The organism is Georgenia sp. Z1344, from assembly GCF_057652375.1.
In genome coordinates this window covers 3,356,618-3,380,468 of sequence record NZ_CM172728.1, presented here as the reverse complement: position 1 = coordinate 3,380,468, position 23,851 = coordinate 3,356,618, and the positions used below count along the sequence as shown (strand labels likewise).

Here is a 23,851-nt window from a genome sequence, read left to right as displayed (position 1 = left end):
TCCACTTGGGCATGCGCGTGGACCGTAATCCGTCGCGGTTGAGACATTGTACGAGGCGTAAACCTGGGCGCACTGTCCGTCGTTGTCCGTGTCCGTGACGGTGCCGTTGACACGGATCTGGGTTCCGGCCGTATTTCGGCACTCACGGACGCTGGCCTGCGCGCCGCTGGTTTGGATGACGTAGTAGGCGCCACACCGCCCAGCCGGCGGAGGTGGTGGTATCTGATAGGGCGCGAGTTCGGTCGGCGGATCTTGGCTCTTCCGGATTGAGGGTGTAGACGGCCTGGCGCGGTGGTGAGCGAGGTGCCGGCGTGTCAGCGTCCAGATAGGGGTCGAGGTCTTCCGATGATGGGGGTTCTCACGCCACCCACCGGGAAGACCTCGACGTGCCTGACGCTACCTTCGCCCGCCCTGATCTGACCACGTTCGCTCGTCTGGACGAGCTCGGCTTGGAGGTCGTCGGCCAGCGCATCGAGCCTGGTCGGGCGGTCCTGGCCTGCAGGGTCGTCGAACCGGACAGCTGGTGCCGGCGGTGCGGGTGCGAGGGCGTCGCGCGGGACACCGTCACGCGCGAGCTCGCTCACGAGCCTTTGGGGTGGCGTCCCACGACGCTGGAGGTGAGGGTGCGTCGGTACCGGTGCACGGGCTGCGGGCACGTGTGGCGTCAGGACACGACCGCCGCGGCCGAGCCGCGCGCTCGGCTCTCCCGCCGCGGGTTGCGGTGGGCGCTGGAAGGGATCGTGTGCCAGCACTTGAGTGTCGCTCGTGTCGCCGAGGGGCTGGGGGTCTCGTGGAACACCGCCAACGCCGCGGTCCTGACCGAAGGACGCCGCGTCCTCATCGATGATCCGACCCGGTTCGACGGCGTCAGCGCCATCGGTGTCGACGAGCATGTCTGGCGCCACACCCGCCGCGGCGACAGGTTCGTGACCGTGATCATCGACCTCACCGCTGTTCGCGAGGGGACCGGCCCGTCCCGGCTGCTGGACATGGTCGAGGGCCGCTCGAAACACGCCTTCAAGCAGTGGCTCGCGGGCCGGCCGCAGGACTGGCGCGACGGGGTCGAGATCGTCGCGATGGACGGCTTCACCGGGTTCAAGACCGCCGCCGCCGAAGAGCTGCCCGACGCGGTCGCCATCATGGATCCTTTTCACGTGGTCCGCCTCGCTGGCGACGCGCTCGATGACTGCCGGCGCCGTGTCCAGCAGGACACCTGCGGGCACCGGGGCCGCAAGGGCGATCCGCTCTACGCCGCCCGCCGGACCCTGCACACCGGCGCCGACCTGCTCACCGAGAAGCAGTCCCAGCGCCTGGAGGGCCTGTTCGACGGCGACACCCACGTAGCGGTCGAGGCCGCCTGGGCCGTCTACCAGCGCATGATCGCCGCCTACCGCGTCCCCGACCGCGCACATGGTCGCCAGCTCATGGCCCAGCTCATCGCCTCCGTCAGCTCCACCGTGCCAGCCGCCCTGACCGAGCTGCGCAAGCTGGGCAGGACCCTGAAGCGCCGCGCCGCCGACGTGCTCGCCTACTTCGACCGGCCCGGCACGTCCAACGGCCCCACCGAGGCCATGAACGGCAGGCTCGAGCACCTGCGCGGCTCGGCCCTCGGCTTCCGCAACCTGACCAATTACATCGCCCGATCACTACTCGAGACGGGCGGATTCCGACCCCAACTACACCCTCGAATGTGAAGAGCCCGGATCTTCTGGAAGGGGACTCGCGGTTGCCATGCTCGGTACAAGTGTCGCTGCGGCGACAAGTGCAACGGTCGCCAGAATCTTTCGAATTGTCACAGGATGACCCGATCCCGGTGGGACACATCGGAGATGCAGAAGTCTGCGAAGGCGCCACCAACTCCCACCCTGAAGGAGGCGTCAGACACTACCCGACAACGGTCGTATCGTAGCGCGCACCACACCTTCAGGTCGAGAGTTCCGGGCGATCGCGAGGACTGCTGTCCACCGGCGAACTGCGGGGTGGCACGTCCCGGCCGAGGGGTACCATCGCTGTACCGACATCCTTTAACGATCTGTCCAGCGAGGCAGGGAAGGAGGTCACGGCACCATGTGCCCCGACCCAGCAGTACCCGGACCCGCCGGCGCTCCCGCCGGCCGCGAGGTCCTCACCGCGAGCGACATCGACCGCTCGCTCACCCGCATCGCGCACGAGATCGTCGAGCGCAACCAGGGCACGGACGACCTCGTCCTGCTCGGTATCCCCACCCGCGGCGTCCCGCTCGCGCAGCGCATCGCCGCCCGCGTCGCCCGGGCCGCGGACCTGACGGACCCGGTCCCGCACGGCTCGCTCGACACGACGATGTACCGCGACGACCTGCGCGACCACCCGGTCCGCGGGCTCGAGCGCACCGACGTCCCGGTCGACCTCACCGGCCGCACCGTGGTCCTCGTCGACGACGTCCTCTACTCCGGCCGCACGATCCGCGCCGCGCTCGACGCGCTCAGCGACCTCGGCCGCCCGCGCCGGGTCCAGCTCGCCGTCCTCGTCGACCGCGGCCACCGCGAGCTGCCGATCCGGGCCGACTTCGTCGGGAAGAACCTGCCGACCTCCCGCGAGGAGAGCGTGCGGGTGAGCCTCGCGGAGACGGACCGGACCGTCGGTGGCGCCGGCACGGCGGGGTCCCCGGACGAGACGTCCGGCGAGGCCGACTCGGTGTGGATCGTCGGCGGGACCGAGGAACACACCGTCCCCGGTGCCGAGCCGCGGACCGACCTCGGCAGCCGCGCGAGCACCGGCACAGGCACCACACCCGCCGTCACCACCGACACGGGGGAGGCCACCCGATGAGGCACCTGCTGTCCGCCGCCGACCTCGACCGGGCCGAGGCCGTCCGCGTCCTCGACACCGCCGAGCAGATGGCCGCCACGCAGCAGCGGGAGATGAAGAAGCTCCCCACCCTGCGCGGCCGCACGGTCGTCAACCTCTTCTTCGAGGACTCCACGCGCACCCGCATCTCGTTCGAGGCAGCCGCCAAGCGCCTGAGCGCCGACGTCATCAACTTCTCCGCCAAGGGCTCCTCGGTGTCGAAGGGGGAGTCCCTCAAGGACACCGCGCTCACGCTGCGCGCGATGGGCGCCGACGGCGTCGTCGTCCGCCACCCGTCCTCCGGCGCCCCGCACCGCCTCGCCCACGCCGGGTGGACGGACGTCCCGATCCTCAACGCCGGCGACGGCACGCACCAGCACCCCACCCAGGCCCTGCTCGACGCCTTCACCCTGCGGCGCCACCTCCACGCGCGCGCCGAGGACCCGGCCCCCGGGGAGCCCACGACGACGGACACCCCCGCGCCGCCGGGCAGCGACCTGGACGGTGCGCGCGTCGTCGTCGTCGGGGACGTCCTGCACTCGCGGGTGGCCCGGTCGAACGTCGACCTGCTCACCACGCTCGGCGCGGACGTCACGCTCGTGGCGCCGCCGACCCTGCTGCCCGTCGGGGTGCACGCCTGGCACGCCCGGGTCGAGCACCACCTCGACGCGGCCCTGGCCACCGGTCCCGACGCGGTGATGATGCTCCGCGTCCAGGCCGAGCGGATGTCCGCCGGCGGCGGGGGATTCTTCCCGTCCCCGCTGGAGTACCACCGCCTCTACGGGCTCGACGCCGACCGGCTCGCCGTCCTGCAACCGCACGCGATCGTCATGCACCCCGGGCCGATGAACCGTGGCCTGGAGATCTCGGCCGAGGCCGCGGACTCCTCGCGCAGCGTCGTCCTCGAGCAGGTCCGCAACGGGGTCGCCGTGCGCATGGCCGTGCTCTACCTCCTGCTCGCCGGCTCCGAAGGGACCACGTCATGACCAGCCACCTCATCACCGGCGCCCGACTCCTCGGCGCCGACCGCGCCGACCTGCTGCTCGTCGACGGCGTCATCGCCGCCGTGGGCGAGGACGCGGCCGACCAGGCGCCCGCGGACGCCACCCGGACCGACGCCGACGGCCTCGTCGCGCTCCCCGGCCTCGTCGACCTGCACACCCACCTGCGCGAGCCCGGCCGGGAGGATACCGAGACGGTCGCGACCGGTTCGCGGGCCGCCGCGGCCGGCGGGTTCACGGCCGTCCATGCGATGGCCAACACGATGCCGGTGGCCGACACCGCGGGCGTCGTCGAGCAGGTGTGGCGCCTGGGGCGCGAGGCGGGCTACGTCGACGTCCGCCCCGTCGGCGCCGTCTCCGTCGGTCTGGCCGGCGCCCAGCTCGCCGAGCTCGGCGCCATGCACCGCTCCGCGGCCGGAGTCACCGTCTTCTCCGACGACGGTCGCTGCGTGTCCGACCCCGTCCTCATGCGCCGCGCGCTCGAGTACGTCCGCACCGTCGACGGCGTCATCGCCCAGCACGCCCAGGACCCCCGCCTCACCGAGGGCGCCCAGATGCACGAGGGCGTCGTCTCCGCCGAGCTCGGCATGACCGGCTGGCCGGCCGTCGCGGAGGAGTCGATCATCGCCCGCGACGTCCTGCTGGCCGAGCACGTCGGCTCGCGGCTGCACGTGTGCCACCTCTCGACCGCCGGGTCGGTCGACATCATCCGCTGGGCGAAGGCCCGCGGGATCGCCGTCACCGCCGAGGTGACGCCGCACCACCTCCTGCTCACCGACGACCTCGTGCGCGACTACGACCCGCTGTACAAGGTCAACCCGCCCCTGCGGACGGCGGCCGACGTCGAGGCCGTGCGCGCCGGCCTGGCCGACGGGACGATCGACATCGTCGCCACCGACCACGCCCCGCACGCCGCCGAGGACAAGGACACCGAGTGGGCCGCCGGGGCCATGGGCATGACCGGGCTCGAGACCGCGCTCGCCGTCGTCACCACCACCATGGTCGAGACCGGCCTGCTCGACTGGGCCGGGGTCGCCCGCGTGATGTCGACCGCCCCCGCGGCGATCGGGCGCGTGGCGGACCAGGGTCGGCCCCTCGAGGTGGGTGCCCCCGCGCACCTCACGCTCGTCGACCCCGCGGCCCGGCGTACCGTCGACCCGGGCACGCACGCCTCGCGGTCCCGCAACTCGCCGTTCGCCGGGCGGGAGCTCGCCGGCGCCGTCGTCCACACGTTCTACGCGGGACGCGCGACCGTCACCGACGGTCGCCTGGTCGAGGACCTCGCCCCGCTGCCTACGAAGAAGGAGTCCTGAGTGAGCGCCGCGCGCACACCCGCCCTGCTCGTCCTCGAGGACGGCACGACCTACCGAGGGTCCGGCTACGCCGCCGAGGGACGCACCCTGGGCGAGATCGTCTTCTCCACCGGCATGACCGGCTACCAGGAGACGCTCACCGACCCGAGCTACCACCGCCAGATCGTCGTGATGACGGCGCCGCACATCGGCAACACCGGCGTCAACGACGAGGACGACGAGTCCGGCCAGGTGTGGGTCGCCGGCTACGTCCTGCGCGACGCCGCCCGCCGGGCCTCCAGCTGGCGCGCGACGGGCGGGCTCGAGGAGCGCCTCGCGGCCGAGGGCGTCGTCGGCATCTGCGAGGTCGACACCCGCGCGCTCACCCGCCGCCTGCGCGACCAGGGCGTCATGCGCGCCGGCATCTTCTCCGGCTCGGCCCTGCCCGCGGGCGCCGCCGACCTGCACCCGCAGGCCGTCGAGGTGCTCGTCGAGGTGGTGCGGGACGCCCCGGCGATGTCCGGCTCCGACCTCGCGGGCGAGGTCTCGACCGGAGAGCGGTACACGATCGAGCCCGACGGCGACCCGGTCGCCACCGTGGTCGCCGTCGACCTGGGGATCAAGGCGCGCACGCCCGCCCAGCTCGCCGAGCGCGGCGCCCGCGTCCACGTCGTCCCCCGCGACACCACGCTCGCGGAGGTTCTCGCCCTGTCGCCCGACGGCGTCTTCTTCTCCAACGGCCCCGGCGACCCGGCGGCCGCCGAGCACGAGGTCGAGCTGCTGCGCGGCATCCTCGATGAGAAGCTGCCGTTCTTCGGCATCTGCTTCGGCAACCAGCTCCTCGGGCGGGCCCTCGGGTACGGCACGTTCAAGCTCGCCTACGGCCACCGCGGCGTCAACCAGCCGGTCCTCGACAAGGAGACCGGCCGCGTGGAGATCACGGCGCACAACCACGGGTTCGCCGTCGACGCCCCGGTCGAGGGGGAGTCGGTCGCCCCGTTCGACGACGGCCGCTACGGCCGGGTCGAGGTCAGCCACGTCGGACTCAACGACCAGGTGGTCGAGGGCCTGCGCGCCCTCGACGTCCCGGCGTTCTCCGTCCAGTACCACCCCGAGGCCGCCGCCGGACCGCACGACGGCGAGCACCTCTTCGACCGCTTCCTCGCGCTCATGGCCGCCCCCCGCGGCGCCGAGGACGCGACCCCGACCACCTCGCAGGAGAACTGATGCCCCGCCGGACCGACCTCAGCTCCGTCCTCGTCATCGGCTCGGGCCCGATCGTCATCGGCCAGGCCGCCGAGTTCGACTACTCCGGCACCCAGGCGTGCCGGGTGCTGCGCGAGGAGGGCCTGCGGGTCGTCCTCGTCAACTCCAACCCCGCGACGATCATGACCGACCCCGAGGTGGCCGACGCGACCTACGTCGAGCCGATCACCCCCGAGGTCGTCGAGGCCATCCTGCTCAAGGAGCGCCCCGACGCGATCCTGCCGACCCTCGGCGGCCAGACCGCCCTCAACACGGCGATCGCGCTGCACGACTCCGGGGTGCTCGACCGCCTCGGCATCGAGCTCATCGGCGCGTCCGTCGACGCCATCAACAAGGCCGAGGACCGCTATGCATTCAAGGAGGTCGTCGAGCGCGCCGGCGGCGAGTCCGCCCGCTCGGTCATCGCGCACTCCCTCGACGAGGTGCACGCGGCGGCCGACGAGCTCGGCCTGCCCCTCGTGGTCCGGCCGAGCTTCACGATGGGCGGCCTCGGCTCCGGCCTCGCCTACACGCGCGAGGACCTCGACCGCATCGCGGGTGCCGGTCTGCACTTCTCGCCGACCACCGAGGTGCTCCTCGAGGAGTCGATCCTCGGCTGGAAGGAGTTCGAGCTCGAGCTCATGCGCGACAAGGCGGACAACGTCGTCGTCGTGTGCTCGATCGAGAACGTTGACCCCGTCGGCGTCCACACGGGCGACTCGATCACGGTGGCGCCCGCGATGACGCTCACCGACCGCGAGTACCAGCGGATGCGGGACATCGGCATCGCCGTGCTGCGCGAGGTCGGGGTCGACACGGGCGGCTGCAACGTCCAGTTCGCGGTCGAGCCGAGCACGGGCCGGATCGTCGTCATCGAGATGAACCCCCGCGTCTCGCGCTCCTCCGCGCTGGCCTCGAAGGCCACCGGGTTCCCGATCGCCAAGATCGCGGCGCGCCTGGCCATCGGCTACACGCTTCCGGAGATCCCCAACGACATCACCGGCTCCACGCCGGCGAGCTTCGAGCCCTCGCTCGACTACGTCGTGGTCAAGGTCCCGAGGTTCGCGTTCGAGAAGTTCCCCGCCGCCGACCCCACGCTGACGACGACGATGAAGTCCGTGGGCGAGGCCATGGCCCTCGGCCGCAACTTCACCGAGGCCCTCGGCAAGGCGCTGCGCTCGCTCGACCAGTCCGGCCAGCAGCTGCACTGGCGCGGCGAGGCGCCCGCCGGTGAGGAGCTCGCCCGGCTCGTCGCCTCCACCGCCACCCCGACCGAGCACCGCCTCGTCGACGTCCAGCAGGCCATCCGTGGTGGCGCGAGCGTCGAGGAGCTGTTCGAGGCCACGTGGATCGACCCGTGGTTCCTCGACCAGATGGTGCTGATGGAGGAGGTGGCCCGCGAGGTCGCCGACTCGCACGCGCTCACGGCCGACGTCCTGCGGCGCGCCAAGCGGCACGGGCTCTCCGACGTCCAGATCGGGGAGCTGCGCGGCCTGTCCGAGGACGCCGTGCGCGAGGTGCGGCGGGCGTTCGACCTGCACCCGGTCTACAAGACCGTGGACACGTGCGCCGCCGAGTTCGCCTCCGAGACGCCGTACCACTACTCGGCCTACGACACCGAGACCGAGGTGGCCCCGCGCGAGAAGCCGGCCGTCATCATCCTCGGCTCGGGCCCCAACCGGATCGGCCAGGGCATCGAGTTCGACTACTCGTGCGTGCACGCCACCCTCGAGCTGGCCGACCGGTTCACCACCGTCATGGTCAACTGCAACCCCGAGACGGTCTCGACCGACTACGACATCTCCGACCGGCTCTACTTCGAGCCGCTGACGTTCGAGGACGTCATGGAGGTCTACCGGGCCGAGGTCGCGGCCGGCCCGGTCGAGGGCGTCATCGTCCAGCTCGGCGGGCAGACGCCCCTCTCGCTCGCCCAGCGCCTCGCCGACGCCGGCGTCCCGATCCTCGGCACCTCGCCCGAGGCGATCGACGCCGCGGAGGACCGCGAGATCTTCGGCCGCGTCCTCGACGAGGCGGGCCTGCCCTCGCCCGCCCACGGCACCGCGACCTCGCCGGCCGAGACGCTCGCCGTCGCGGCCGAGATCGGCTACCCGGTGCTCGTGCGGCCGAGCTACGTCCTCGGCGGGCGTGGGATGCAGATCGTCTACGACGAGGCCGACCTCGGCGACTACCTCGCCGACGCGACGGTCCACGCCGGCGACGCGACCCGTCGGGCCGCCCCGCTGCTCGTCGACCGGTTCCTCGACGACGCCGTGGAGATCGACGTCGACGCCCTGTACGACGGCACCGAGCTCTACCTCGCGGGCGTCATGGAGCACATCGAGGAGGCCGGCATCCACTCCGGCGACTCCTCGTGCGTCCTGCCCCCGGTCTCGCTGTCCGCCGGCGAGCTGAGCAGGATCCGGGAGTCGACCGAGGCGATCGCCGCCGGGGTCGGCGTGCACGGGCTCATCAACATCCAGTTCGCGCTCGTCTCCGACGTCCTCTACGTCATCGAGGCCAACCCGCGCGCCTCGCGCACCGTCCCGTTCGTCGCCAAGGCCACCGGCGTGCCGCTCGCGCGCGCCGCGGCCCGCGTGATGGCGGGGGAGTCGATCGCCGACCTCAGGGACTCCGGGCTCCTGCCCGGCGTCGACGCCTCCGTGGTCGACCTCGGCTCCGCGATCGCGGTCAAGGAGGCCGTGCTGCCCTTCAAGCGGTTCGCCACCCGGGAGGGGCAGGTCGTCGACTCGATCCTCGGGCCGGAGATGCGCTCGACGGGCGAGGTCATGGGCATCGGCCCGACCCTGCCGGTCGCGTTCGCGAAGTCCCAGACCGCGGCGTTCGGCGGGCTGCCCAGCGGCGGCAAGGTGTTCGTCTCGGTCGCCGACCGGGACAAGCGGGACATCGCCGGGCCGGCCGCCCGCCTCGTCGACCTCGGGTTCGAGCTCCTCGCCACCGAGGGCACGGCGGCGGTCCTCCACCGGCACGGCATCCCGTCCACGACCGTGCGCAAGCACTCCGCCGGGCGCGGTCCGAACGGCGAGCCGACCATCATCGACCTCATCACCGAGGGCGAGGTGGACATGGTCATCAACACCCCGAGCGGTCAGGGCGCCCGCGCCGACGGGTACGAGATCCGGACGGCGACCACCGCCGTGGACCGCGCGATCATCACGACGACGGCGCAGCTGAGCGTCGCCGTGCGCGCGATCGAGGCCGAGCGGGCCGGGGCCTTCGACGTGGCCCCGCTCCAGGAGCTCGACGCCGCCCGGGACGCCCGGCTCGCCGGGGCGGGATCCGGCCCGACGACGGCCGGAGCCACGGCGTGACCGGTCCGTCCGGCGGCGCTGCGGGCCCGGTGGGATCTGCCGGTGCCCCGGGCGCGGCGAACCCGTCGGCGGCGGGCCACGTCGGCGCCGGGGACCGACCCGGGTTCGGCGCGCGGCTCGCCCGCGCGATGGACGAGCACGGCCCGCTGTGCGTCGGGGTCGACCCGCACGCGCCCCTGCTGGCGGCGTGGGGGCTGCCGGACAGCGCCGACGGCGCCCGGGAGCTCGGCCTGCGGGTCGTCGACGAGGTGGCGGGCCGCGTGGCGGCTCTCAAGCCGCAGTCGGCGTTCTTCGAGCGCTTCGGTCCCGCCGGCTGGGCGGCGCTGCAGGAGGTGCTCGCGGCGGCGACGTCCGCCGGTCTCCTCACCGTCCTCGACGTCAAGCGCGGGGACATCGGCTCGACGATGGCCGCCTACGCGGCAGCCCACCTCGGCGACGACGCGCCCATGCCCGCCGACGCGATCACGGTCTCTCCCTACCTGGGCCCGGACTCGCTCACGGAGACCGCGGCCCTCGCGCACGCCAACGGACGGGGAGTCTTCGCCCTCGCGCTCACGTCGAACCCCGAGGGCGCGGCCGTTCAGCACGCGAGCGTCCGGGGGAGTGGTGCGGGCGGCTCGGTCGCCGGCGAGGTCGCTCGTTGGGCCGCGGCCCGCAACGCCGAGGCGCGGACCGACGACGACGTGCCCGGCCATGTAGGCCTGGTCGTCGGGGCGACGACGGGCACCGCCGTCGCCGACCTCGGGCTCGACCTCACCGGCACGGGCGGGATCCTCCTGGCCCCGGGCGTGGGCGCGCAGGGCGCCGGGGCCGAGGAGCTGCGGGCCGTCTTCGGCCCGGCGCGCCACCGGGTGCTCGCCGCCGTCTCCCGGTCGGTCCTCGCCGCGGGGCCGGACCGGGGCGCCGTCGCGCGCGCTGCCCGCGAGACCGCGGGCCTCGTGACCTCCGCGCTGCGCGAGAGCTGAGGCGGGCGGTCGTCGCGAGACGTTCACCGCCCCGCCACCCGCCAGGCGCCCGCTGTCTCCCTGCACGGACCTGCGTGTTCATCTGGCGTGATCTGCGTCCCAGAGGCTAGTGTCAGCCTCTACCCCGGACCCGTGCTCACCAACTGACGAGGTGGTCGTTGTGACAGTCCCCCCGCTCACGGCCGACGAACGGGCTGCGGCCCTGGCCAAGGCCGCCGAGGCGCGTCGCGTGCGCGCCGAGGTCAAGTCCAAGCTCAAGGCCGGCGCCCTGCAGCTCTCCGACGTGCTCGACCGCGCGGCAGACGACGAGGCGCTCAACAAGCTCAAGGTCGTCGCGCTGCTCGAGGCGATGCCCGGCGTCGGTTCGTCGACGGCGCGGGCGATCATGGCCGAGTTCAACATCGCCGAGTCGCGCCGCGTGCGCGGGCTCGGGCCGCACCAGCGCTCGAAGCTGGTCGACCGGTTCGGGTAGGCGGACGCGCTCGGCGTGGGCTGCCACAATGAGGCGGTGCCCGACGAGACGACCCCTGGAGCCGACACCGATCCCGTGACGCCGCAGGCGCCCGTCGACACCGCGCGCCTGACGGTGCTCTCGGGACCGACAGCGGTCGGGAAGGGCACGGTCGTCAACGAGCTGCGCAGGCTCTACCCGGACCTCTGGTACTCGGTCTCGGCGACGACCCGGCCGATCCGTCCCGGCGAGATCGACGGGGTGCACTACCACTTCCTCACGCCCGCCCAGTTCGACGAGGCCGTCGACTCCGGGGGCATGCTCGAGTGGGCGGTCGTGCACGGGGTCCACCGGTACGGGACGCCGCGGCGCGCCGTGGTCGACCAGCTCGCCACGGGGCGTCCGGTGCTCCTCGAGCTCGACCTCCAGGGGCATCGACAGGTGCGTGCCGCCATGCCGGGGGCGCGCCACGTGTTCCTCGCGCCGCCCGACCGCGCCGAGCTCGTGCGCCGGCTCGTCGGCCGGGGGACCGAGACCGAGGAGGAACGGGCACGCCGGCTCGCCACGGCCGACGTCGAGCTCGCGTCCGTGGCGGAGTTCGACGAGATCATCGTCAACTCCGACGTGACCGAGGCCGCACAGGCGCTCGCGTCACTCATGGGCCTGGTCCGGGCGCCCGCGCGGTAGCATGGGAGGCCGTGCGCCCGCCGCCAGCCGCGGCGGTGCGCCCACCACCGAGGAGGACCCATGGCTGGAACAGTCGCCGAGCCCATCGGCATCACGGACCCGCCGATCGACGAGCTCCTGACGACCGTCGACTCGAAGTACGCACTCGTCATCTACGCCGCCAAGCGCGCGCGTCAGATCAACACCTACAACCAGCAGCTGCAGGACGGCCTGCTGGAGTTCGTCGGCCCGCTCGTGCCGTCGGCGCCCGAGGAGAAGTCGCTCTCCATCGCGCTGCGCGAGATCAACGCCGGCCAGCTCACGCTCACGCGCACCGAGGACTGACCCGGTCGTGACGGCGGGGGAGCAGCGTGAGGGCGACCGCGCCCCCCGCCGTCTGAACGTCGTCCTCGGCGTCACCGGCGGCATCGCGGCCTACAAGGCGCCCCTCGTCCTGCGCCTGCTCACCGAGGCCGGGCACCGCGTCCGCGTCGTGCCCACGACCACCGCCCTCGCGATGGTCGGCGCCCCCACCTTCGAGGCCCTGTCCGGCCAGCCCGTGCGCGCGGAGGTTCTCGACGGCGCCACGGCGGTCGACCACGTCGACCTCGGCCGGCACGCCGACCTCGTCCTCGTCGTCCCCACGACGGCGAACACCATGGCCCGGGCCGCCGCCGGACTCGCGGACGACCTGCTGACGGCCACGCTGCTGACCGCCACGTGCCCCGTGCTCCTCGCACCGGCGATGCACACCGAGATGTGGCAGCACCCCGCGACCTGCGCCAACGTGGCCACCCTGCGGTCCCGCGGCGTCGCCGTCCTCGACCCGGACTCCGGCCGCCTCACGGGCGCCGACACCGGTCCCGGCCGCCTGCCCGAGCCCGAGCGCATCGTCGCCGCCGCGCTCGCCCTCGTCGGCCTCTCGCCCGATGGCCGCGAGATCGCCCGCGCCGACCTCACGTCGGCCGGGACCGACGCCGTTGCCACCCCCTCCGGCACGAGCGGTGCCGGCGCGACCATCCACGGGCTGCCCGACGTCGACGCCGGCGGCGGTCCCGGCCCGATGGCGTCGGGCGCCTGCCCGCCGAGGCGGCAGGACCTTGCGGGCCGCCGCGTCGTCGTCTCCGCCGGCGGTACCCACGAGCCGCTGGACCCGGTGCGGTTCATCGGCAACCGATCGACGGGACGCCAGGGGATCGCCATCGCCCGCGCGGCCGCCGACCGTGGCGCCCGGGTCACCCTGCTCGCCGCCAACGTCGAGGCGGCGCTGCTGCCCGACGAGCTGGCGATCGACGTCGTGCCCGTGGGTTCTGCGCTCGAGCTCGCCGACGCCGTGACCGCGGCCGCCGCCGAGGCCGACGTCGTCGTCATGGCCGCCGCCGTGGCGGACTTCCGCCCGGCGGAGGCGGGCACGTCGAAGGCGAAGAAGGACGGCAGCGGCAGGCGCACGATCGAGCTGGTCGAGAACCCGGACATCCTCGCCGGCCTCGCGGCGGACCGTCCCCGGGCGGACCAGCTCGTCGTCGGTTTCGCGGCGGAGACGGGTGACGAGAGCGGCAGCGTGCTCGAGCACGGCCGCGCCAAGGCGATCCGGAAGCGCGCCGACCTGCTGGCCGTCAACGCCGTCGGCGTAGGCGTCGGGTTCGGGGACGTCGACACGGAGCTGACGATCCTCGACGCCGCGGGCGAGGTCGTGGCCACCAGTGCCGGCAGCAAGGACCAGATGGCGGACGCCCTGCTCGACGTCGTCGTCGACCGCCTGGCCGCGCCTACGATTGGGCAGTGACCCAGCTGCGCACCTTCACGTCCGAGTCCGTCACCGAGGGGCACCCGGACAAGATCTGCGACCGCATCTCCGACGCGATCCTCGACGAGCTGCTGCGGGAGGACCCGGAGGCGAGGGTCGCCGTCGAGTGTCTCGTCACGACCGGTCAGGTCCACGTGGCCGGCGAGATCCGCACGGAGGGGTACGTCGACATCCCCACGATCGTGCGGCGCGAGATCAGCGCGATCGGGTACACGTCCTCCGAGGTCGGGTTCGACGGCCGGTCGTGCGGCGTGTCCGTGAGCGTGGGGGAGCAGTCGGCCGACATCGCGGCCGGCGTCGACAAGTCCCTCGAGACCCGCGACGACACGGGCGAGATCGACCCGCTCGACGTGCAGGGCGCCGGCGACCAGGGCCTGATGTTCGGGTACGCGACGGACGAGACCGACAGCTACATGCCGTTGCCGATCCACCTCTCGCACCGCCTCGCCGAGCGCCTCGCCCAGGTGCGCCGCGAGGGGACCGTCGCGTGGCTGCGCCCCGACGGGAAGACCCAGGTGACGGTCGGCTACGGGGACGCCGGCCCCGAGGCGGTCACCGGCATCGTCGTCTCCACGCAGCACGACGAGGACGTCACCCAGGGCATGCTCGACGACGCCGTGCGCTCGCTCGTGGTCGACCCGGTCCTCGACGCCGAGCTCACCGGCGCGGCGTCCGGTGTCGACGCCGGCGGCCTGGCCGTGCTCGTCAACCCGACCGGCAGGTTCGTCCTCGGCGGCCCCATGGGGGACGCGGGGCTCACCGGACGCAAGATCATCGTCGACACGTACGGGGGCATGGCCCGGCACGGCGGCGGCGCCTTCTCGGGCAAGGACCCGAGCAAGGTCGACCGCTCCGCCGCGTACGCCATGCGGTGGGTGGCGAAGAACGTCGTGGCTGCCGGTCTCGCGCGGCGATGCGAGGTCCAGGTCGCGTACGCGATCGGGCAGGCGGCCCCGGTGTCGATCTACGTCGAGACCTTCGGCACCGCTGCTGTCCCCGAGGAGGCGATCGAGCGGGCCGTGCGCGAGGTCTTCGACCTGCGTCCGCTCGCCGTCATCCGCGACCTCGAGCTGTTGCGGCCGATCTACCGGCCGCTCGCGGCGTACGGCCACTTCGGCCGGCCGAGCCTCGACCTGCCCTGGGAGCGCCTCGACCGCGTCGACGCCCTGCGGTCCGCCGCGGGGGTCTGAGACCGCTGCCTCGACCGTCTGCCGGCCGGTCGGGCCGGGGGCCGGGCGTTCCCAGGGTCCGAGACGCGACGGGGTCAGGCACCTCCGGCGCGCGGGGTCGTCACCCGGTCCCACAGGTGTCCGAGACACAGCCTCGTGCACAGGGCGGGCCGACGACGACGCCGGGTGTCCGGCCCGCGTGATGTGATGTGGCGATGACCCCCCGCGCCGAGCAGCCCTCCCTGGGCGACCTCGTCGACCTTGCGCCGCCCGGCGCCGCGGGGGACCCGGACGCGGACGTCGTGTCGGTACTTGTCGAGACCCCGCTCGCGCACCTCGACCGCCCCTTCGACTACGTTGTGCCGCCGGCCATGGCGGAGCGCGTGGCGATCGGATCGCGCGTCCGCGTGCGGTTCGCCGGGCGCGAGCTCGGCGGATACGTCACGGCGCGCACGCGGGGGACCGACCGCTCCGACCTCGCGCCGCTCCGTCGCGCGGTGAGCGCCGCACCCGTGCTCGCCCCGGAGATCGCGCGGCTGTGCCGCGCCGTCGCACGCGCGCACGGTGGGACGACTGCCGACGTCGTGCGCCTCGCCGTGCCCCCACGTCACGCGGGCACGGAGGACTCGGTCGCCCAGGCGCGGGGCGGTTGGGCGGTGGATCCTCCCGCTGCCCGCTCCGACGCGTCGGAGGAGGAGGCACCGTCCGATCCCGGTCCCTGGGGCGAGCTCGCGGCAGGTCCGGCCTTCCTCTCCCATGTGGCCGCAGGACACTCGCCCGCCGCGGTCGTCACGGCGCTGCCGGGCACCACCGCGGCCCTCGTCGCCCGTGCCGTGCGTGCGGGGCACGACTCCGGCCGCGGCGCACTTGTCGTCGCGCCGACCGCGCGTCACGTCGAGGAGGTCCTCGCGGCGCTCGAGGACGCGGGGATCCCCGCCGTCGTGCGCCTGTCCGCCGAGGACGGGACCGCGCGCCGGTACCGGACCTTCCTGCGTGCCCTGACGGGGGAGGCACGCGTGGTCGTCGGCACGCGGGCCGCCGCGTTCGCGCCGGTCACGAACCTCGGGCTCGTCGTGCTCGTCGAGGACGGGGACGACCGGCTGGAGGAGCCGCGCGCCCCGTACCCGCACGCCCGCGACGTCCTGCTCGCGCGGCACCTGCCCGACGACGGGACGGCCGACCGCCCCCGGGCGTCGGGGGAGCGGGCGGCCCTCGCGATCATCGCCGTCGGACGCTCCGTGGCCGCCCAGCACCTCGTCGCCACCGGGACGGCGGCGTCGCTCGCCGCGGACCGGGCGCTCGTGCGCGCGCGCACCCCACGGGTCATCGCACCCAGCGACCTCGCCCTCGCCGCCGAGGGCCCCGCCGCGCACGCGCGGATCCCGCACGAGGCCTGGCGACTCGTCCGCGACTCGCTCGCCGACGGGCCGGTCCTCGTCCAGGTCGCCCGCGCCGGCTACGTGCCCGCGCTCGCGTGCGCGAGGTGCCGGGAGCCTGCTCGCTGCCGGCACTGCTCGGGTCCGTTGCAGGCGACGGCGACGGGCGCGCCTCCGTCGTGCCGGTGGTGCGCGCGCAGCGCCGCCGACTTCCGCTGCCCCACGTGCGGTTCGACCGCGCTACGGGCGATCCGGGTGGGCGCCGGTCGGACCTCCCACGAGCTGGGGCGTGCCTTCCCCGGCGTCCCGGTGCTGGCGTCGGGCGGCGGGCAGGAGACCGGGGTCGCGCGGACGGTCGACGACCAGCCCCGACTCGTCGTGGCCACCCCAGGGGCGGAACCCACCGCCGACGGTGGGTACGTCGCGGCTGTCCTCCTCGACGGCGGTGTCGCGACGGCGCGCCCCGGCCTCGCGGCGGCCGAGGAGGCCATGCGCCGGTGGGTGAGCGCCGCCGCGCTCGTCCGTGCCGCCCCCGAGGGTGGCCGCGTGCTGCTGCTCGGCGGACCGGCGCCGCAGGTGGCGCAGGCGTTCGTCCGCTGGGACCCGGTCGGGCTGGCCGAACGGGAGCTCGCGGAGCGGGCCGAGCTGGGTCTGCCGCCGGCGGCTGACGTCGCCGTCGTGACGGGGGAGTCCGGTCCCGTGCGCGCATTCCTCGACCACCTCATGGCCGACGACCGAGCGACCGGGATCGACGTGCTGGGGCCCGTGCCGGTCGAGCCGTTCACTCGCGGGAGCGCGGGAGCGCGGGACGACGGGGGAGCGGGACCGGGTGGACGATCGGCTGGACGTTCGGGCGGGAGCACGGGTGGTTCCTTGGGATCGGGCGCGCCGGAGGTCCGGGCCGTCGTCCGTGCCCCCGCCGGCACCGAGCCCGGTCCGCTGCTCGCCGCCGCGGCGGCCGCCCGCTCGGCGCGCAAGGAGCCGGGGGCGGTCCGGGTCCAGGTCGCGCCCACCGACATGCTGTAGGGCGGGCGGGCGCCAGGAGGCCCGCCAGGACCAGGTGGTGGGCGAGCGCGGTGGTCGTCGTCGTGCGCCGTGACGGGCGTTCGCCCGTTCGTCGGGCACGTGCGCGTCCGGGTGTCGTCGTCGTGCGCCGTGGAGGGCCTTCGTCGGCGGCACCTCGGCGAGGCATCTACCATCGAAGGCGTGCGAGTCCTGTTCGCCGGCACCCCGGTCGTTGCGCTTCCGGCCCTGCACCACCTGCTCCAGTCGGAGCACGAGGTGGTCGGGGTCCTCACGCGTGCGCCCGCCGCGCGAGGTCGGGGCCGGACGCTCCATCCCTCTCCCGTCGGTGAGGCCGCGGCCGAGGCGGACCTGCCCGTCCTCACCCCGCGGACACTGCGGGACGAGGCCGCCGTCGAGGAGATCCGCGAGCTGGGGGCGGACGTCGCCGCCGTCGTCGCCTACGGCCTGCTCATCCCGCCGCCCGCGCTGGCGGCCACCACCCACGGGTGGGTCAACCTGCACTTCTCGCTGCTGCCCGCCTACCGCGGCGCGGCGCCGGTCCAGCGCGCGCTCCTCGCCGGCGAGGACGTCACCGGTGCGACGACGTTCCTGCTCGACGAGGGGCTCGACACCGGCCCGGTCCTGGCCACGATGACCGAGACGATCCAGGCCACGGACACCTCCGGCGCACTGCTCGACCGGCTCTCCGTGGCCGGCGCGCCGCTCCTCACCCGGTCGCTCGAGACCCTGGTCTCCGGCCTCATCGACCCGGCCCCGCAGAGCACGCACGGCGTCTCGCTCGCGCCGAAGCTGACGACCTCCGACGCCTTCGTCGACCTCGACCAGCCCGCCCAGCAGGTCGACCGCATCATCCGGGCCACGACGCCCGCGCCCGGGCCGTGGACCACCCTGCCCGGCGGTGACCGCCTCAAGCTGCGTCCCGTCGATCAGGTGCAGGGGACCACCGACCTCGCTCCTGGCGAGGTGCGCGCCGGACGTCGCGAGGTTCTCGTCGGTACGGCGACTTACGCCGTCCGCCTGACGGAGGTGGCGCCCGCGGGGAAGAGCTGGATGGCCGCCGACGCCTGGGCCCGAGGTGCGCGCATCGCCGACGACGACCGCCTCGGTGCGGAGAAGCCCGACGCATGAGCGACGATCGCGGCCCCCGCCGGGGTGGCACCGGCCGTGGATCCGGGAAGCAGACCCGCGCCCCGCGCACCGATCCCGCGCGTCGGGCCGCCTACCAGGTCCTCCACCAGGTCCACGCAGAGGACGCCTACGCCAACCTCGTGCTCCCGGGCCTCCTGCGCGAGCGGGGCATCACGGGTCGCGACGCCGCGTTCGCCACCGAGCTCGCCTACGGCACCCTGCGCCTGCGGGGACGCTATGACGCGATCCTCGCCCTTGCGTCGGGCCGCGACGTCGACTCGCTCGACCCGCCCGTACGCGACGTGCTCCGGCTCGGCGCGCACCAGCTGCTCGGCATGCGCGTCCCGTCCCACGCCGCCGTGGCCGAGTCCGTCTCCCTCGCCCGCGAGGTCGCGGGCCCGGCGCCCACAGGACTCGTCAACGCGGTGCTGCGCAAGGTGGCCGGCCGGGACGTCGAGGACTGGCTGGACGACGTGGCCGACGCGGTGCGCGACAGCGGCGGCGAGTGGTTCGACGTCGCGGCGGCCGTCGAGTCCCACCCCGCGTGGGTCGTCCGCGCGCTCCGCCAGGCCCTTGTCGCCGACGGCCGTGACCCGCGTGAGCTCGGCGACCTGCTCGACGCCGACAACACCCCCGCCCGCGTCACCCTCGTCGCCCGCCCCGGCTGGTCGTCCGTGGGGGAGCTCGGCCGCCAGGCCCGCGACCTCGGAGCGGACGTCGAGCAGCACCCGCTGCCCGGCGCCGTCGACCTCGTCGGGATCGCCCCGGGCGAGCTCGCCGACGTCGCGACCGGACGCGCGGCGGTCCAGGACGCCGGCTCGCAGCTCGTCGCCCACGCCCTGCTTGCCGCCGACCTCACGGACGGACGGACCGACGACGGCGGAACCTGGCTCGACCTGTGCGCCGGCCCCGGCGGCAAGGCCGCGCTGCTGGCGGCGCGCGCGCAGGAGCGCGGGGCGTTGCTCGTGGCCAACGAGGTGCAGCCGCACCGCGCCGACCTCGTGCGCCGCGCCGTCGAGCGGGCGGGGGAGTCGGTCCGGGTGACGGTCGGGGACGGGCGCCGGGCCGGTGAGCTGATGCCTGCCGACGGGCCGGACGGGGGACCGGACGGTGCGACGCGCATTCTCCTCGACGCGCCCTGCACCGGGCTCGGGGCGCTCCGCCGACGCCCGGAGGCGCGCTGGCGCCGCAGCACCGACGACCTCGCCCAGCTCGCGGAGCTCCAGCACGAGCTGTTCGAGGCCGCGGCCGGCGCACTCGCCGTCGGAGGCGTCCTCGCCTACGTGACCTGCTCGCCCCACGTGACCGAGACGCGCGCCCAGGTGACCCGTCTGCTGCGCGGCTCGCCCGGGCTCGCGCTCCTCGACACGGGTGCGATCACCCGGTCGGTCGCCGGCGGGCTCGCCGACCTCGTCACGGGGAGCCCGGTCGAGGGGGCGGAGGGCACGGTGGTCCAGCTGTGGCCCCACGTGCACGGCACGGACGCGATGTTCCTCGCGCTCCTGCGGCGCGAGGGCTGAGGGGCGACCCGAGGGACCCCCGGGCCCGGTCCGCGCAGCACCGTGCTGCGCAACGCGCCCTCGGTCCGCGGCGGCCCCGTCCACGGACGGCGGCTAGCCTCGGTCCATGGCCTCCGTCGTGATCTCTCCGTCGATCCTCACCAGCGACCTCTCCGACCTGCGTGGCGAGCTCGAGCGCATCTCGGGCGCCGACTACGCGCACGTCGACGTCATGGACAACCACTTCGTGCCCAACCTCAGCTGGGGTCTGCCCGTCGTCGAGGCCTGCGTCCGGGTGAGCCCGGTCCCGATCGACGCCCACCTCATGATCGAGGCCCCGGACCGCTGGGCCGTCGGCTACGCGGAGGCCGGCTGCGCGTCGGTGACGTTCCACGCCGAGGCCGCGATGGCGCCGGTCAAGCTCGCCCGCGAGCTGCGGGCCGCCGGGGCGAAGGCGTCGATCGCCATCCGCCCCGGCACGCCGTTCGAGCCGCTGATCGACCACCTCGCCGAGTTCGACATGATCCTGCTGATGACCGTCGAGCCCGGCTTCGGCGGGCAGTCGTTCATCGAGTCCGTGCTGCCGAAGATCCGCCGCGCCCGCGAGGCCGTGTCCGCCGCCGGGCTCGACATCAGGCTCCAGGTCGACGGCGGCGTCTCCCGGAAGACGATCGAGCGCGCCGCCGACGCCGGTGCCGACACGTTCGTCGCCGGCTCGGCCGTCTACAACGCGGAGGACGCCAACGCCGAGATCGCCGCGCTGCGGGAGCTGGCCGCCGGGGCGCACGCGCACTGACGGCGGCGCTCGGCGGGATGACGTGCGCCGGCCGCCGGCGCACGGGTATGGACCCCTCGGGCACCTGAGCGGGCCGGATCCCTCTCGCGCCTCGTCGTCGTGCACGTCGTTCCCGTGCCACAAGCACTCGCGTGACGAGGTGCACCTGCCTCGACCGGGTGGTTCTGCCCGCCCCCTGCATGCTCCGCAGCACCGCCGATTCGACCGGTGTTCACCTGGCGGTCAGATTGACGGGACACGCTCCGCCAGAGGCGTTGCCGGTGGCAAGCGCTCGGAACTGGCAGGCCGACAAGGAGCGCATGATGTCCATCGAGATCGACCCGTACTCGACCGCCGCAGTCGGTGACGACGTCTGGGTGGACGGGATGCTCCTGCGCGACGGCGCCGGCGAGCTGCCGGAGGAGGCGACGCTCAACCGTGCTGCCGGGACCGGTCCCGACCGCATCGCGGGGGACATCTCCGCGCTCAAGTCCGCCATGGCCGACTTCATCTCGACGCACGACACGGGTCTGCTCGCCCTGGCCGCCGCCACCGAGGCCTGTGGCTCGTCCACCGTCAGCATGACCGAGGGCTTCGAGGAGGTCGACACCGACGCCGGATCGGGCTTCGACTTCCTCGAGGTCTGACGGCCCCGCACCGATCGGTCGGGCGCCGCCCGACCATGACCCGAGAGGACCACCGATGGCCGGTGCAGATCAGCTCCCCCTGCCCGACGGCTCCGCGACGACCTTCATGGTGCAGGGCACCAACGTCTCCCGCATCCAGGGTCGGCTCCAGCAGACCCTGCTCTCCGACGGATCGGCCTCGCAGCGTCTGCGCAGCGCGTTTCCGGAGGGCCTGAGCTCGGACGCGATCGACACCGAGCTGTCGATCCTGTCCGGCCACGTGCAGACCGCGGCCGAGAACATGGGGGGTGCAGGCACGCACATCTGGGACGTGGGCGCTGCGTTCGAGACCTGCGAGTCGACGATCGAGGGGCTGCAGACGGAGTGGGACGAGGTCGACACCTGGTTCAACAACTCTCTCGATCAGATCAACACCGACCCGTACTACACGGACCCCGCGAACCAGCGGGACAAGGCGGAGGCGATCGAGTCGATCGACCTCCAGCGCGAGAGCCGCCGCGAGGACATGAAGGACCGGTACGACACGGCCCTCGACACCCTCGGCGAGTCCATGAGCACGGCCGCGTCGAAGCTGACGGAGCTGACCGACGGGTTCGTGCCCGCCGCCCAGCAGGGCAGCGCGACCGACATCGCCGCGGCGATGACGGCGGGGACGACGATCTCGGACGGCAGCCGGCGCGATCACGTGGCGGACGAACAGGCCGAGGACGCGGAGGAGCTCCTCGAGCAGGCCGAGAACGGCGACCAGGAGGCTGCGCAGGAGTTCGTCGACACCTACGGCGACCTCGTCGACGACCCCTACTTCGCCACCGCCCTCATGGAGCGGCTCGGGACGGACGGCCTCAACCAGGCCTCGATGCAGATCATGGAGTTCATCGACACAGGCGAGGGGTATCCCGAGCTCCAGCAGCAGTACCGGGATCTGTTCGGCGTGCTGGGTGGCGCCTACACCACGTCAGCGGGCGATCTGTCGGGGATGGACCCGTCGACCCGTGAGGACACCGAGACCTGGCGCGATCAGTGGCTGGAGGACCTGCAGACCAGCGGGCGGGAGGGGTACAACCCCGTGACCGGCGAGCCGTACGAGGAGGGGATGGACGGCACCGTGATGTACGGGTACGACATCCAGAGCCAGCTCCTCGCCGCCGGCCTTGCGGGTGACCCGAACGCGTCCGTCGCCCGCGACTACATGGAGACGGTCGGCGTGGACATGGTCGAGTGGGACCAGTGGCTCACGGAGACGTACCCGCACAGGTCGAACTACTCGCACATGGGTAACTCGATGTACGACTTCGGTGAGTCTCCGCTCGGCGATCTCCACCCGACCGACCCGCGTCGAGACCCGTTGCACAACCTGCTGCAGGCCGCGGGCAGGAGCGAGGAAGCGACCTACGGGCTGCTGCTCGAGGACATCCCGGCGGGCGACGGCCAGACGCAGTCGATCATGGAGTACTACCTGCACGGCCGGAGCGACGCGTCGAACGGCATGGTCATGGGCATGACGGACTTCGGCACCACCATGGGCGACGTCCTCGAGAGCTACTCGCTGGACAACACCGACGAGGAGTCGGTCGAGCTCGCCCAGCAGGCGATCGTGGGGTACAACGACGCGATCGCCGGCTCCGAGCCGCTCGACGGGAGTACCGCGCAGACGCGCGCAGGACTCAGCATGTCGGCTCTGCGGCCCGCGATGGGCACGGTGATGGCCACCTACATCGACGACCTGCACACCGCGTTCGACGGGCAGGCCACGGGCGACGGGGTGGGCCAGGGGGATGGCGGGACCTACGACATCACCTTCAGCAACGGCACCCTCAACAACCTCCATCACACGTTCGGCGACCTCGGCTACGACCGGCCCGACCAGATCGTCCGACCCGGCGACGACGGATCGGTCGTCGGGGATCCGGACAACCCGCCGGCGCTGCAGCGCATCCTCAACGCGAGCTACGCCCACACGAACAACGGCATGTACGAGGCGCTCAGCGACGGCAACATGGACGCCGCCCAGGACGCCTTCGGCAACGGCAGCTACTTCGACGCCTTCGTCATGGAGTCGCTCTCGAACGAGAACGGTGACAACGCAGGCGCGCTCGACCAGTACAACCAGTACATGCAGGACCTCGCGAACGAGGGGCTCGGTCTCGTCCCGTTCGACGACATTCCCGTCGTCGGTGGTGCGGTCGACAAGGGCATCGACTGGGCGAAGGACCCCGTGCTCGAGGCCATGTTCGACACCGGCAACGAGGACGCGTCGCGCGTGCAGTCCGCCGAGTGGCAGCAGGCACAGAACGAGATGGTCAACGACCGCTTCTACTCCGCGGTCGCCGCAGCCGGCACCTACGAGGGCTCGCCGTCGTTCACCGAGTGGGAGACCGCAAGTGAGCGCGACCTCGGACCCGACGAGCAGTTCTGGAACGAGGACGGCTCGGTCATCCCCTACGACCAGATGACGCCGGAGCAGCGCGACCAGTTCGTCGACTATCTCAACGACTCCGAGAACGGCGCCGGTGGACAGTACGGCTCGATGACCAACGATGCCGAGGGGCGCATGAACGACGCGCGCACCCGCGCCGCCAACGACAACCAGGCGGACGGCGGCTGAGCCGACCGACCCGCCGACCGTCGGGGCCGGGACCCTCTCGTGGG

At 73.5% G+C, this 23,851-nt stretch carries 17 protein-coding genes and 1 pseudogene; all 18 read left to right on the top strand.

The genetic code is table 11. The features are described 5' to 3' along the window. The first annotated feature begins 386 nt into the window (after positions 1-386). Positions 387-1,694, top strand: a complete 1,308-nt coding sequence (locus AC24FB_RS15275) for an ISL3 family transposase (protein WP_425713489.1) — start codon at positions 387-389, stop codon at positions 1,692-1,694. Positions 1,695-2,067: 373 nt separating this feature from the next. Further along, positions 2,068-2,610: pseudogene (gene pyrR, locus AC24FB_RS15270) on the top strand (bifunctional pyr operon transcriptional regulator/uracil phosphoribosyltransferase PyrR); the annotation flags it as partial. A gap of 194 nt (positions 2,611-2,804) precedes the next feature. Next, entirely contained in the window at positions 2,805-3,812 is a 1,008-nt protein-coding gene (locus tag AC24FB_RS15265) for an aspartate carbamoyltransferase catalytic subunit (protein ID WP_425713488.1), read from the top strand. Beyond that, positions 3,809-5,140, top strand: a complete 1,332-nt coding sequence (locus tag AC24FB_RS15260; RefSeq protein WP_425713487.1) for a dihydroorotase — start codon at positions 3,809-3,811, stop codon at positions 5,138-5,140. Before AC24FB_RS15265 ends, AC24FB_RS15260 begins: the two co-directional genes overlap by 4 nt. Continuing rightward, the gene (carA, locus tag AC24FB_RS15255) at positions 5,141-6,346 is read left to right on the top strand and encodes a glutamine-hydrolyzing carbamoyl-phosphate synthase small subunit (RefSeq protein ID WP_425713486.1); all 1,206 of its coding nucleotides are present in this window, start codon (positions 5,141-5,143) and stop codon (positions 6,344-6,346) included. Further along, positions 6,346-9,693 (top strand): carbamoyl-phosphate synthase large subunit, encoded by a 3,348-nt coding sequence (carB, locus tag AC24FB_RS15250; RefSeq protein WP_425713485.1) that lies wholly within the window; start codon positions 6,346-6,348, stop codon positions 9,691-9,693. The genes carA and carB overlap by 1 nt, the downstream gene beginning before the upstream one ends. Next, positions 9,690-10,658, top strand: coding sequence for an orotidine-5'-phosphate decarboxylase (gene pyrF / locus AC24FB_RS15245; RefSeq protein WP_425713484.1), 969 nt, complete (start codon positions 9,690-9,692; stop codon positions 10,656-10,658). Before carB ends, pyrF begins: the two co-directional genes overlap by 4 nt. 160 nt (positions 10,659-10,818) lie before the next feature. Further along, positions 10,819-11,130 (top strand): integration host factor, actinobacterial type, encoded by a 312-nt coding sequence (gene mihF / locus AC24FB_RS15240; protein ID WP_425713483.1) that lies wholly within the window; start codon positions 10,819-10,821, stop codon positions 11,128-11,130. A gap of 36 nt (positions 11,131-11,166) precedes the next feature. Continuing rightward, entirely contained in the window at positions 11,167-11,796 is a 630-nt protein-coding gene (gene gmk / locus AC24FB_RS15235; protein WP_425713482.1) for a guanylate kinase, read from the top strand. A 60-nt stretch (positions 11,797-11,856) separates the two neighbouring features. Continuing rightward, positions 11,857-12,120 carry a DNA-directed RNA polymerase subunit omega gene (gene rpoZ, locus AC24FB_RS15230; RefSeq protein ID WP_425709471.1) on the top strand — a complete coding sequence of 88 codons (264 nt, stop codon included), beginning with the start codon at positions 11,857-11,859 and terminating at the stop codon, positions 12,118-12,120. Between the two features lie 7 nt (positions 12,121-12,127). Further along, complete coding sequence (locus AC24FB_RS15225; protein ID WP_487560406.1) at positions 12,128-13,561, top strand: bifunctional phosphopantothenoylcysteine decarboxylase/phosphopantothenate synthase; 1,434 nt, start codon at positions 12,128-12,130, stop codon at positions 13,559-13,561. 5 nt (positions 13,562-13,566) lie between these two features. After that, on the top strand, positions 13,567-14,772 hold the full coding sequence (gene metK, locus AC24FB_RS15220) for a methionine adenosyltransferase (RefSeq protein ID WP_463653661.1): 1,206 nt from the start codon (positions 13,567-13,569) through the stop codon (positions 14,770-14,772). Between the two features lie 194 nt (positions 14,773-14,966). Continuing rightward, on the top strand, positions 14,967-17,153 hold the full coding sequence (locus AC24FB_RS15215) for a primosomal protein N' family DNA-binding protein (RefSeq protein WP_425713480.1): 2,187 nt from the start codon (positions 14,967-14,969) through the stop codon (positions 17,151-17,153). Positions 17,154-17,333: 180 nt separating this feature from the next. Continuing rightward, positions 17,334-18,281 carry a methionyl-tRNA formyltransferase gene (fmt, locus tag AC24FB_RS15210; RefSeq protein WP_425713479.1) on the top strand — a complete coding sequence of 316 codons (948 nt, stop codon included), beginning with the start codon at positions 17,334-17,336 and terminating at the stop codon, positions 18,279-18,281. Next, the gene (locus AC24FB_RS15205; protein ID WP_425713478.1) at positions 18,278-19,801 is read left to right on the top strand and encodes an RsmB/NOP family class I SAM-dependent RNA methyltransferase; all 1,524 of its coding nucleotides are present in this window, start codon (positions 18,278-18,280) and stop codon (positions 19,799-19,801) included. The genes fmt and AC24FB_RS15205 overlap by 4 nt, the downstream gene beginning before the upstream one ends. Positions 19,802-19,907: 106 nt before the next feature. Then, positions 19,908-20,576, top strand: coding sequence for a ribulose-phosphate 3-epimerase (rpe, locus tag AC24FB_RS15200; protein WP_425713477.1), 669 nt, complete (start codon positions 19,908-19,910; stop codon positions 20,574-20,576). A 299-nt stretch (positions 20,577-20,875) separates the two neighbouring features. Further along, entirely contained in the window at positions 20,876-21,202 is a 327-nt protein-coding gene (locus AC24FB_RS15195) for a hypothetical protein (RefSeq protein ID WP_463653571.1), read from the top strand. 55 nt (positions 21,203-21,257) lie between these two features. Then, positions 21,258-23,807 (top strand): hypothetical protein, encoded by a 2,550-nt coding sequence (locus AC24FB_RS15190; protein WP_425713475.1) that lies wholly within the window; start codon positions 21,258-21,260, stop codon positions 23,805-23,807. Positions 23,808-23,851: the final 44 nt, after the last annotated feature.